An 11,913-nucleotide genomic window follows, 5' to 3' on the forward strand; every position below is an offset into this window, starting at 1 on the left:
CACATCCTCCCGTACGGGGGAGCCGTGACGGCCACCGCCCCTGTCCCGGTCAGGCGCGTCGCACCTCGACGCGAGCGTCGTTGAAGCGGGCGCCGCCGGCGAGGTCGGACAACGAGTCGGGCGCGAAGACGTTGGCCGTCCAGCCCTCGGGGGTCGCCGTGCACCACAGGCCCTTGGGCATCACCGCCACGCCGGGGCGGACGTCGCTCCCGATGGCGAGCGGCACGTGGACCTCGTGGCGGCCGTTCGTGACCACGACGGCGTCGCCGGCGGCGAGCCCTCGGGCGGCGGCATCGTCGGGGTGGATGCGCACCGCCGGATCGGGCGGGTCGTACTCGGCGAACATCGAGGTGATGGTGCGGTTGGTGGCCGGCGTGAGCAGGGTGAGCGGCCCGCCGACGGCGTCGTTGTCCCGGTAGGTCGGCAGCCGGTCGGCGCCGGCGGCCACCTCGGCGTCGGTGGCCACGAGGCGGGCGGTGGGCGCGCCGCCGTCGGCGTGCGCCGGCCACACGTCGGCGAACTGGACGAACCCCTCGGCCTGGAGGCGCAGCGGCAGGGGCAGTCCGGACAGGAGGACGTCCCGGAGGCGCGCCGGGGCGGGGTCGAAGGCGTCGTCCTCCAGCCCCAGACGCACGGCGAGGCCGTGGGCGAGCTCGTTGTTCGTGCGGCTCTCGCCCACCGGGGGGATGACCGCGGGGGCGTCCTGGACGACGTAGTTGCCGTAGCCCGCCACGAGGTCGTCGGCCTCGAAGTGGGTGGTGGCCGGCAACACCACGTCGGCGAACCGGGCGGTGTCGGTGAGGACCTGGTCGTGGACCACGGTGAACAGGTCGTCGCGGGCCAGGCCGTCGAGCACCGACTCCTGGTTGGGGCAGGTGGCGGCGGGGTTCGACCCCTGGACGAAGAGCACCCGAACGGGCCCACCCTCGCCCGCGAGGACGGCGCCGAGTCGGTTCATGTTGACGACCCGGCGATCGGGACCGGCGAAGCCCTTGCCGAGCACCGCGTCGCGGACCCCGCCGGTGGCGCTCTCCTTCGGGCTCGTCGAGCCCACCACGCCGGTGCCGGGTCGGCCGAAGGCCCCGGCGAGGGCCCACAGCGACAGCGCCGCCCGGTGGGCGCTGCCGCCGTTGCGGTTGCGCTCCATCCCCCAGCCCACCCGCAGCAGCGGGCGCTCGGCCTGGGCGATGTCGCGGGCGAGTCCGGTGATGTCGGCCGCGGGGATGCCGCACACCTCGGCGGCACGGTCGACCGACCAGGCTCGGCAGGCGGCGAGGTACTCGTCGGCCCCCTCGACGTGGGCGGCCACGAAGGCAGTGTCGACGCCGCCGAGGCGCTCGAGCTCGGCCGAGAGGGCGAGCGCGAGGACCACGTCGGTACCCGGGAGGAGGGCGAGGTGACGATGGGCCTTGCCCGCCAGCGGGGTGCGCCGCGGGTCGACCACGACGATCCGGGCGCCGGCGCGCCGGCGCTGCTCGAGGAGGGTGGCGAGGTGCGAGTTCGACACCGTGGGGTTGGCGCCCCAGATGACCACGAGGTCGCTGTGGGCCACGTCGAGGGGGTCGCCGCTGGGCATCGAGCCGAGCACGAGGCGCCAGGCCTCGGAGGCGGTGGCCGCGCAGATCGTCTCGTCCACCTCGGCCGTACCGAGGGCCTCGAAGAGCAGCGGGGTCAACCCGGCCGACGCCAACACGGCCGCCGAGGAGTTGTAGAGGTAGGGCACCACTGATGCGGGGCCGTCCTCGGCGATGGCCGTCGCGATGGCCGTCGCGATGCGGTCCAGGGCGTCGTCCCAGGAGATCGGGGCGAACTCGCCGGCGCCCTTGGGGCCGGTGCGGGCGAGCGGCGTGGTGAGTCGCTGCGGCCCGTGGACCCGCTGGGTCATGCGCCGGACCTTGCGGCAGATCCAGCCGTCGGTCAGGGCGTTGGCCGCCTCACCGACGGGAACCGCGTCGATGGCGGTGATGCGGTCCGCCTCGACGGTGACGTCGAGTGAGCACCCGTCGGGGCAGTCGAGCGGGCACGCCGTGCGCACCGTCGTGGCCGAGGTCTGGGTCGGGAGGGCCATGCCCAGACCCTAGGGAGCAGGGCGACGCAGCGCTCCCGGATTCCCTCGCCCCTCGTCCCTCGGCGAAGGGTGAGCGACGGCGCCGGCCGGAAGAACCGACCGGCGCCGCCGATCTCAGCGGTCGGCGCCGACGGGCTCGCGCTCGTCGCCGGGGACCTCGACGGACCCGTCGGCCGGCAGGTCGTCCGACGCGTCCTGGAGGTGGCCTTCGACGTCGATGTTGGGCAAGATCCGGTCGAGCCACCGGGGGAGCCACCAGTTCTTGTCGCCGAGCAGCTCCATGGTGGCGGGCACGAGGAGCATGCGGACGATGGTGGCGTCCAGCAGGATCGCGGTGGCGAGGCCGACACCCATGAGCTTGACCGTGCGGTCCTGCTCGAGGATGAAGCTGCCGAAGACGAACACCATGATCGCGGCGGCGGCGGTGATGACCTTGGCTGTCGCGGCCAGGCCGTCGGCCACCGAGCCCCGACTGTCACCGGTGCGGTGCCACTCCTCACGGATGCGGGAGAGCAGGAAGACCTCGTAGTCCATCGACAGGCCGAACACGATGGCGAAGAGCATCATCGGCATCCACGGCTCGATCGGCGCCGGCTGGACCCCGGTGATGTCGCTCAGCCAGCCCCATTGGAACAGCGCCACGATGATGCCGTAGGCCGCGCCGATGGACAGCAGGTTCATGATCACGGCCTTGAACGGGACCAGCAGCGACCGGAACACGACCATCAGCAGCAGGAACGACAACAGCAGCACGGCCCCGAAGAAGTAGGGCAGCCGGGAGGTGAGGTAGTCCGAGAAGTCGATGTTGACCGCGACCGCACCCGACACGTTCACGTCGATGCCGGTGGCCTCCTCGACCGGGGGCAGGATGTCGTCGCGCAGCCGGTTGACGAGCTCGGTGGTGGCCTCGGCCTGGGGACCGGTGGTCGGCACCACGTTCCACACCACCGCGGTGGGGTTCTCGGGATCGTTGGGGACCGCCGGAGAGGCGAAGGCCACGTCCGGATCGGCGGCGACCGCCTCCTGGACGGCCGCGACGTCGTCCACCGTGGTGCCGTCGGGTAGCTCGGCCACCAGGACCATCGGCCCGTTGAAGCCCTCGCCGAACCCGACGACGAGCAGGTCGTACGCCTGCTTGGTGGTCGTCTCCTGAGCGAAGTTGCTCTCGTCCGAGAAGCCGAGGCGCAACCCGAGCACGGGCAGCGCCAGGATGATCAGGGCCAGCGATCCGGCGATGGCGCTGATCCACGGGTGGTGCTGGATGACCCGGCTCCAGCGGTAGGCCGTGGTCTCGTGGCGGGGCTTGACCGCCCGGCGGGGCACGTCGGCCCGGAGCGGAGCGATGAACCCGACCCAGCGGCCCAGGATGCTGACGAGCAGCGTGACGACGGCCAGGAAGAACGCCGCGAGGGCCACCGGTCCGAGGTTGAGGCCGGTGGCCATGAGCCCGATCGCCACGAACCCGGCGGCGATGAGGCCGCGCCACCGGGTGCGCTCGACCTTCTCGCCGGCGAAGCCGAGCAGTGCCGGCAGCAAGGTCAGGGAGGCCAGGACGGTGACGGCGACGACCGACGAGGCGCCCACGGCGAGGCCCTGGACGAAGCTGACGCCCATCAAGAGCATGCCCAGCAGCGAGATGACCACGGTCAGGCCGGCGAACACGACGGAGCGGCCTGCGGTGTCCATGGCGATGGCGACCGACTCGCGCGAGGTGTGGCCGGCGTGCAGCTGCTCGCGGTACCGGGTGACGATCAACAGCGCGTAGTCGATGCCGACGCCGAGGCCGATCATGATCCCGAGGAACGTGGCGAAGTCCGGGATGGTCAGCACGTTGCTGAGGATGGTGATGAGGGCGGACCCGATACCGATGCCGAACAGCGCCACGCCGAGAGGCAGGCCCATGGCGAGCACCGACCCGAAGGCCAGGATCAGGATGATGATGGCGAAGCCGACGCCGATGATCTCGGACGACGGCTCCTCGAACTCGGCGAAGATGAAGCCGCCGAGCTCGATGTTGAGCCCCTCGATCTCGGGCGCGGCCTCGAGGATGTCCTCACGGATCTCCTGCCCGCGCTCCCACTCGACGTCGTCGGGCAGCTCGATGTTGGCGTAGGCGATCTGGCCGGCCCGCTCGCCCTGGGACGAGATCTGCAGCTCGCCTCCCTCGGCGTACGGGCTCTGCACGCGGACGACGTCCTCGTACGTGGCCACCTCGTCGAACAGCTCCTGCATGGCCGCCTCGACCTCGGGGTCGGTCACGCCCTGCTCGGAGTCGACCTCGAACACGATGGTGCCGGTGATGCCGGCGCCCTGGCCGCCGAACTGCTCGTCGAGGGTGTCGAGGCCTCGCTTGGACTCGACGTCGGGGAGGTTGAACTCATCCCGGAAGGCGTTGCCCATGGCGCCGGCGCCGACGTTGGCCAGGACCAACAACAGCACCCAGGCCGCGAGCACCCACCGGCGCCGGTCGTGGCAGAACGGGCCGATGCGGGCGAACCACCCGAGGTCCGGGGCGTCGTCGTCGCCGCCGCCGCTGCCGTTGGCGCCGCCGTTCCGGCTGGCCGACCCGGCGTCGAGGGTGGAGGGGGTGTCGGTCACCTGCGGGGCTCCTTCGTCTGCGGTCACACGGGTTCGACCGGCGACCGCTCTGGAATTCATCGGTGGCGTCTCGCGCCCCTGCCCCGATCGGGGCGCCGCCATGGGCCGCTCGTGGAGGCTACCGGCGCCGCAGGCCGCGGACCACAGCGATTTCGGGTCGCGCGACCGGTCGCGTCCCGCGCCCCGGGCTCACCCCTCCGGGATCGCCTCCCACCATTGGCACCACCACTCGGCGCCGACCAGGATGCGCAGCTTCGGGTGCCAGCAGTACGAGATGTCGGCGGTGTTCTCCAGGTAGTAGAGGCAGTTGTCGCACTTCTCCTCGCCGGACGGGCTGCCCTTCAGCACCGCGTTGGACGAGAGGATGCGGAGCTCCATCGCCAGCTTCTCGTCGATCTCTTTGGGCTCGGGGTCGGGGATCACGTAGTCGGACATGGCGGCGAACCTACCCAGAGGGTGGCGCTACCGTGCCGGGGCGGCCGGTAGGGCGCCGACACGCGACGAGGGGGACATGATGAGCGGGAGCATCGGGCCACTGCTGCCCGCGGACGAGCGCTTCGACCATCAGATCGTCGACACCTTCGCCACGGTCGCGCAGACCGACCCCGGCTGGACCGAGAAGGTGTGCGGCATGGCCTGTGCCCGCGACGGCTCGCTCCAGGTCGCCTTCGGCTTCGGCAAGTACACGAACCGCGACGTGATGGACGGCTACGGCGGCATCTCGATGGGCGTGCAGCAGCGCACCGTGCGTGCCAGCCGGCGGCTCTCGCCCGACCCGTCGACCACCCGCATCGGCCCCCTGCACTACGAGGTGCTCGAGCCGCTGCGCAGGGTGCGGGTGCGCCTCGAGCCCACCGACGTCCAGCCCATCGCCTTCGACCTCACCTTCGAAGGCGTGGTGCCGTGCTTCCTGGAAGAGCGCGAGGACTGGCGGGTGCCCAACGGCTACCGCCACCAGGCCCACCAGATCCGCTACCACCAGACGGGAGTCGGGAGTGGGTGGGTCGAGGTCGACGGCGAGCGGACGGCGATCACGCCCGACGGCTGGGTCTCGACCAGGGACCACTCGTGGGGGGTCCGGCCCGACGTGGGCCTTCCGCTCGGCGACGTCGAGCACCCCGACCGTCCGCCGGAGCTGGCGGTGCTGGCCATCTGGAACCCCGTGCTGCTCACCCGCGACGACGGCTCGCAGTACGCGCTCCACCACTACCTGCGCCGCATCGAGATCCCCGACCTCTACCGCGACGAGCGCTTCCAGGGCGGCATCGAGCACCCTGACGGCCGCAAGGAGCTGTTCGCCACGCACACGCCCGAGATCCGCTTCGATCCGGTGAACCGGCGCTTTCGGGGCGGTCGGTTCGGCTTCACGATGACCGACGGCACGGCGCGGCCGGTCGACGTCGAGGTGGTCAGCGACACGGGGTTCCACCTCGGGACGGGGCTCTACCACGGCTTCGACGGATGGCACCACGGCAGCTTCCGGGGCGAGCTGAACGTCGACGGCGAGCTGGTGCCCGACTGCACGACCCGCGAGGCCGCCGAGCGGGTGCACCAGATCCGCGACTGCGTGGTGAAGGTGACCGACCCGGTCGGCGGCGGCGTGGGCATCGGCAACTGCCAGACCGTGGCCCTCGGTGCCTTCCCCGCATGGGGCCTCCCCACCGCCGACGACTCCTTCCTCTAGCGGACAGACTGCGGGGGTGACGTCACCCCTCACACGACTGCGGCGGCGGCAGGAGTGGACCTTCTTCGGCGTGCTCCCCAAGGCCGACGCCAAGCTCGCCGCGGGCTGGTGGGCCGCGCTCGGCCTGCGGGGCGTGCTGCCGGCCGCGTTCGCGGTCGCGATGGGCGTCGTCACCGCTGCGGTGCAGGACGGCTCCTCCCTGGCGCTGCCCCTCACCTTCATGGGGGTGGTCTTCCTGCTGTTGCAGGTGGTGTTCCCCATCCACGCGGCCATCAGCGCCAACCTCGGTGACCGCACCGCCGCCTGGCTCTACGACGAGCTGACCGAGGCGTGCCTGGCGCCGCCCGGCCTCGCCCACCTCGAGGACACGGAGCTGGCCAACGACCTCCAGGTGGCCCGCGACTTCGACCTGGGCATGACCGGCCCGCCGCTCTCGGTGTCGATGGACTTCATCGCCCAGGGGCTGGCGCAGATGCTGGCCGGTCTGGTCTCCGCGGCGCTGCTCTTCGGGTTCGCCTGGTGGGCGCCGCTGGTGCTGGCCGGCGGTTGGCTGGCGACGCACTGGCTGCTCCGGGAGAGCGGGGTCTGGAAGGACCGCAACACCGACGAGGTGCGGGCCGCGCAGCGTGACGCCGACTACGCCTACCGCCTCGCGGTCGATCCGCCCGCGGCCAAGGAGCTGCGCATGTTCGGTCTGGCGGACTGGACCATCGACCGCTTCATCGCCCGCCGGACCCGACTCCACGAGCTCCAGTACGAGGCCACGAAGCTGCGTGAGCGCTCGGTGCTCTCCAGCCTGGTGGTGGTGCTCGCCGCCAACCTGGTCGTGTTCTGGGCGCTCGCGGAAGCCACCATCAGCGGCGACCTCGGGCTCGGCCGCCTCGTCACCTACGGCTCGGCCGCCCTGGGGGCGTCGCTGATCGCCTTCGGGGGGCTCAACTGGGCCCTCGACGGGTCCGCCGCACCGGTCGCGGCGGTGCTGCGCCTGCGGGCGGCGATGGCGCCGGCCGGGTCGCTGGTGTCGGGCGACCGCCCCGCCGGCGGCCTGCCCGCCCGCGAGCTGCGCTTCCGGGACGTCACCTTCGCCTACCCGAGCGGCGACGGCCTGCCCGTCCTCGACGGCTTCGACCTCACCATCCCCGCCGGCACGTCGCTCGCCATCGTGGGCCAGAACGGCGCCGGCAAGACCACGCTGGCGAAGCTGCTCTGCCGCCTCTACGACCCGCAGCAGGGTGCACTCGAGGTGGACGGCGTGGACGTGCGCGACCTCGACCTCGCGTCGTGGCGCCGCCAGGTGACGGCCGTGTTCCAGGACTTCATCAAGTTCGAGCTGCCCCTGCGGGACAACGTGGTTCCGGGCGGAGCGACGGCCGAGGTCATCGACGAGGTGGTGCTCGCCGCCCTCAGCGACGCCGGCGCCGACGGCCTGGCCGACCTCGACACCATCCTGGCCAAGGGCTATCCGGGGGGCACCGACCTGTCCGGCGGGCAGTGGCAACGGGTGGCGCTGGCGCGGGCACTCGCGGCGGTCTCCCTCGGCGCCGGGGTCGTCCTGCTCGACGAGCCCACGGCGCAGCTCGACGTCCGCGGCGAGGCCGAGATCTTCGATCGCATCCTCACCGCCACGCGCGAGTGCACGACCATCCTCATCTCGCACCGGTTCTCCACCGTGCGTCACGCCGACCGGATCTGCGTGCTCGAGCAGGGCCACGTCGTCGAGCTCGGCACCCACGACGAGCTGATGGCCCAGGGCGGGCGCTACCGCACCATGTTCGACCTCCAGGCGCAGCGCTTCGCCGACGGCCTCACCGCCGAGGGCGACGCTCCCGCCGAGGGCGAGGAGGTGGCCCTCGATGTGTGATCGTCGACTGGCCCGGATCGGCCGCCGACGAGCCCGACCAGACGGGCGCGAGGGCGAGGAGGTGGCGCTCGATGCGTGACCTCGGCCACGGGGGTGGCGAGGACGACGAGCTGCCGCCGGCACTGAAGTCGATGTGGCGGCTCTGCAAGCTGGGCTACCAGCACGAGCCGGCGCTGATGAGCGTCGCCTTCGGGCTCGCCCTGCTGGCCGCCCTCCCCGAGGCGATGCTGGCGCTCGGGTTCGCCGTGCTGGCCAACGCGGTCGAGGACGGCGACGCCGAGCGCATCCGGGTGGTGCTGCTCCTGCTCGGGGTGGCCGCGGTCGCCACCTGGTTCCTGACCACGGTCTCGGCGCGCGTGCAGCGGCGCTTCCGCGACCGCGTGACCATCGCCCTCGAGTCCCACGTGGCCCGGCTCCAGGCCTCGGTGACCACCATCGCCCACCACGAGCGACCCGAGCACCTCGACCGGCTCTCGGTGCTGCGTGACCAGATCTTCGTGCTCGACCACATGTACATGTCGGTCTTCTCGACCGCCGGGTGGATCCTGCGCCTCGGCGTGACCATCGCCCTCCTCGTGGCCATCAGCCCCGTCCTCATCCTGATGGTGCTCTTCGCCCTGCCCACCGTGCTGACGTCCTCGTGGCGGCCCGGGGTCGAACGGACCGCGCGGGAGGCGGGGGCGCCCCATGAGCGCCTGGCCCGTCACCTCTTCGCCACGGCCACCACCGCACCGCCGGCGAAGGAGGTGCGGGTCACCGGCATCGGGCCCCGTCTCGTCGTCGACCGCCGGGACGCGTGGGAGCGGTGGTACGGCCCGCTCGCCGCGACCCGCACCGCGTCCGCGGTCTGGCACAGCCTGGGATGGCTCGTGTTCGGCCTCGGCTTCGTGGGCTCGGTCGTGTACGTGGCCTCGGTGCTCGACGCGCCGGTCGCGCAGGTGCTCCTCGTCCTCGGCGCCGGCTCGCGCCTGTCGGCCTACATCGGGGCGACCGTCGGGGAGATCGGCTTCCTGCGGGGCATCTGGATGGACGGGTCGCAGCGGCTCGCCTGGCTGGAGGACTACGCCGCGTCGGTGGCGTCGGCCGCCGACGTCGACGTGCCCGACCGCCTGCACGAGGGCATCCGCCTCGAGCACGTCAGCTTCGCCTATCCGGGGACCGACCGGCTCGTGCTCGAGGACGTCGACCTCGAGCTGCCGGCGGGTGCGGTGGTGGCCGTGGTGGGGGAGAACGGCGCGGGCAAGACCACCCTCGTGAAGCTGCTGTCCAAGCTGTACGAGCCCACCGCGGGGCGCATCCTCGTCGACGGCGCCGAGCTGTCACGGATGGCCGCCGAGGAGTGGCGGGACCGGCTGGCCGGCGCCTACCAGGACTTCTTCCGCTTCGAGCTGCTCGCCCGACAGAGCGTCGGCGTGGGCGACGTGCCGCATCTGGACGACCGGCCGGCGGTCGAAGCGGCCGTCGAGCGGGCCGGCGCCGACGACGTGGTCGAGGGCTTCGAGCGGGGCCTGGACACCCAGCTCGGCCCGACGTGGCCCGAGGGGGTCGAGGTGTCGTTCGGGCAGTGGCAGAAGCTGGCCCTCGCTCGTGGCTTCATGCGCGAGTCGCCGCTGCTGCTCGTGCTCGACGAGCCCACTGCGGCCCTCGACGCCGAGACCGAGCACGCCCTGTTCGAGCGCTACGCCGCCGGTGCGAAGGACGAGCGCGGGGACGGCCGCATCACCGTGCTCGTGTCGCACAGGTTCTCGACGGTGCGCATGGCCGATCTGATCGTGGTGCTCGACGGCGCCCACGTCGTCGAGGTCGGCTCGCACGAGGACCTGATGGCCCGAGGCGGCCAGTACGCCGAGCTCTACGAGATCCAAGCCGGCGCCTACCGCTGACGCCGGCCCGTCCGGAGGGGGGTCGGGCACCTGCAAGACTCGACGCCGACGTCCCGACCCCTGGGGGTGGTCCAGTGCGCTTCGCCATCATCGGCGCCGGCATGTCCGGCATCCTGGCCTCGATCAAGCTGAGCGAGGCCGGCCACGACGACCAGGTCATCTACGAGAAGGCCGACCGTCTCGGCGGCACCTGGCGGGAGAACACCTACCCGGGCATCGCCTGCGACGTCCCGTCCCACCTCTACAGCTACTCGTTCGCCCCGAACCCGGGGTGGTCGCACCAGTTCTCCCCCGGCGACGAGATCGAGGGCTACTTCGAGAAGGTGGCCGACGACTACGGCGTCACGCCCCGGATCCGCTTCGGCGAGGAGGTCACCCACACCGAGTGGCGCGACGGCCGCTGGCACCTCGAGACCGGCGCCGGCCGCACCGACGAGGCCGACGTGGTCATCGCCGCGACCGGTGTGCTGCACCATCCGCGGATGCCCGACGTCGCCGGTCTCGACACGTTCGCCGGGCCGTGTTTCCACAGCGCCCGTTGGGACCATGGCGTCGACCTCGCCGGCAAGCGGGTCGGCGTGATCGGGACGGGCTCGACCGCGGTCCAGATCGTCTCGGCCATCGTCGACGAGGTCGGCCACCTCGACGTCTTCCAGCGGACGCCCCCGTGGATCTTCCCGGTGCAGAACACGGCCTACACCGACGACGAGCTGGCCGCCTTCCGTGACCACCCCGAGCGCCTCACCCAGCTGCACGACACCCTCGCCGACCTCTTCTCCGGCTTTGCGGCGGCGGTCACGGACGCCGAGTCCGAGCAGAACAAGGGCATCGCCACCGCCTGCGTGGCCAACCTCGAGAACAGCGTCACCGACCCGGAGCTGCGCGAGCGCCTTCGGCCCGATTACGCGCCGGCGTGCAAGCGTCTCATCATGTCCGGGGACTACTACGAGGCCATCCAGAAGCCCAACGCAGAGGTAGTGACCGAGGGCATCGAGTGCGTGGTGCCCGAGGGGGTGCGCACCAAGGACGGCGAGCTGCACGAGCTGGACGTGCTCGTGTGCGCCACCGGCTTCAAGGCCGATGCGTTCATGCGGCCCATGGACATCGTCGGGCGGGGTGGCGTCACCTTGGCCGAGGCCTGGGACCCCCGCCCCAACGCCTACCTCTCCATCTCCATCCCTGAGTTCCCCAACCTGTTCATGCTCAACGGTCCCAACGGCCCGGTCGGCAACTTCTCGCTCATCGAGGTGGCCGAGCTGCAGATGGCGTACTCGATGGGCCTGATCGACGAGCTCGCCGCCGGCCGCTGCACCGAGATCTGCGCTACCCAGGAGGCGATGGACGCCCACGAGGAGGCCCGGGTGGCGGAGATGGGCCACACCATCTGGGTGACGGGGTGTTCCAGTTGGTACCTCGACGACCGGGGCATCCCGGCGACGTGGCCCTGGCCCTTCGAGGACTTCCGGGCGGCGATGGCCGCCCCCGACCTCGCCGCCTACGAGCGCCGCTGAGCCACCCGCCGCAGTCCCGCGATCGCCCGGCCACTCTCCGTCCCGGGAGCTGAGGTGATGGCAGGTGCAATGGTGGATTCGATGGCATGAGAACGACCATCGACCGCGCCGGGCGGATCGTGGTGCCGAAGGCCATCCGCGACCGCCTGCAGTTGCTCGGCGGTGGAGAGGTGGAGGTCGAGGAGCGGGACGGTGTCATCGAGATCACCCCGGTGCCCGTCGACATGGTCTTCGCTGACACGCCGGAAGGCCCGGTGGTGGTCTCGCCCGCCGGGCGGTTCGCCCCGCTCGGGTGAGGCGTCGGCGTC

At 71.9% G+C, this 11,913-nt stretch carries 8 protein-coding genes; 5 read left to right on the plus strand and 3 right to left on the minus strand.

The features are described 5' to 3' along the window. Positions 1–49: 49 nt before the first annotated feature. The 3 genes from JNK12_10245 to JNK12_10255 all read right to left on the minus strand — a co-directional run bounded on the left by JNK12_10245 (position 50) and on the right by JNK12_10255 (position 5,101). A complete protein-coding gene (locus tag JNK12_10245) occupies positions 50–2,068 on the minus strand; it encodes a molybdopterin-dependent oxidoreductase (GenBank protein ID MBL8776304.1) in 2,019 nt (672 codons plus the stop codon). Positions 2,069–2,182: 114 nt separating this feature from the next. Then, entirely contained in the window at positions 2,183–4,726 is a 2,544-nt protein-coding gene (locus tag JNK12_10250; GenBank protein ID MBL8776305.1) for an MMPL family transporter, read from the minus strand. A 129-nt stretch (positions 4,727–4,855) separates the two neighbouring features. Then, complete coding sequence (locus JNK12_10255; GenBank protein ID MBL8776306.1) at positions 4,856–5,101, minus strand: hypothetical protein; 246 nt, start codon at positions 5,099–5,101, stop codon at positions 4,856–4,858. Between the two features lie 79 nt (positions 5,102–5,180). Here JNK12_10255 and JNK12_10260 point away from each other — a divergent pair, with 79 nt between their 5' ends. The 5 genes from JNK12_10260 (at position 5,181) to JNK12_10280 (ending at position 11,901) form a co-directional block, all read left to right on the plus strand. Further along, complete coding sequence (locus tag JNK12_10260; protein MBL8776307.1) at positions 5,181–6,350, plus strand: hypothetical protein; 1,170 nt, start codon at positions 5,181–5,183, stop codon at positions 6,348–6,350. 16 nt (positions 6,351–6,366) lie between these two features. Continuing rightward, entirely contained in the window at positions 6,367–8,211 is a 1,845-nt protein-coding gene (locus JNK12_10265; GenBank protein MBL8776308.1) for an ABC transporter ATP-binding protein, read from the plus strand. A 71-nt stretch (positions 8,212–8,282) separates the two neighbouring features. After that, entirely contained in the window at positions 8,283–10,094 is a 1,812-nt protein-coding gene (locus tag JNK12_10270) for an ABC transporter ATP-binding protein (GenBank protein MBL8776309.1), read from the plus strand. A 74-nt stretch (positions 10,095–10,168) separates the two neighbouring features. Beyond that, positions 10,169–11,605, plus strand: a complete 1,437-nt coding sequence (locus tag JNK12_10275) for an NAD(P)/FAD-dependent oxidoreductase (protein ID MBL8776310.1) — start codon at positions 10,169–10,171, stop codon at positions 11,603–11,605. 86 nt (positions 11,606–11,691) lie between these two features. Next, entirely contained in the window at positions 11,692–11,901 is a 210-nt protein-coding gene (locus tag JNK12_10280; GenBank protein ID MBL8776311.1) for an AbrB/MazE/SpoVT family DNA-binding domain-containing protein, read from the plus strand. Positions 11,902–11,913 lie beyond the last annotated feature (12 nt).

Source organism: Acidimicrobiales bacterium, assembly GCA_016794585.1.
Taxonomy (GTDB): Bacteria; Actinomycetota; Acidimicrobiia; order Acidimicrobiales; family DATDAH01; genus JAEUJM01.

Bases quoted from the DNA above. Each gene is read 5' to 3' on its own strand.
- JNK12_10250 (MBL8776305.1), bottom strand. From the start codon at position 4,726: ATGAATTCCAGAGCGGTCGCCGGTCGAACCCGTGTGACCGCAGACGAA.
- JNK12_10245 (MBL8776304.1), bottom strand. From the start codon at position 2,068: ATGGCCCTCCCGACCCAGACCTCGGCCACGACGGTGCGCACGGCGTGC.
- JNK12_10260 (MBL8776307.1), top strand. From the start codon at position 5,181: ATGAGCGGGAGCATCGGGCCACTGCTGCCCGCGGACGAGCGCTTCGAC.
- JNK12_10280 (MBL8776311.1), top strand. From the start codon at position 11,692: ATGAGAACGACCATCGACCGCGCCGGGCGGATCGTGGTGCCGAAGGCC.
- JNK12_10255 (MBL8776306.1), bottom strand. From the start codon at position 5,101: ATGTCCGACTACGTGATCCCCGACCCCGAGCCCAAAGAGATCGACGAG.
- JNK12_10270 (MBL8776309.1), top strand. From the start codon at position 8,283: ATGCGTGACCTCGGCCACGGGGGTGGCGAGGACGACGAGCTGCCGCCG.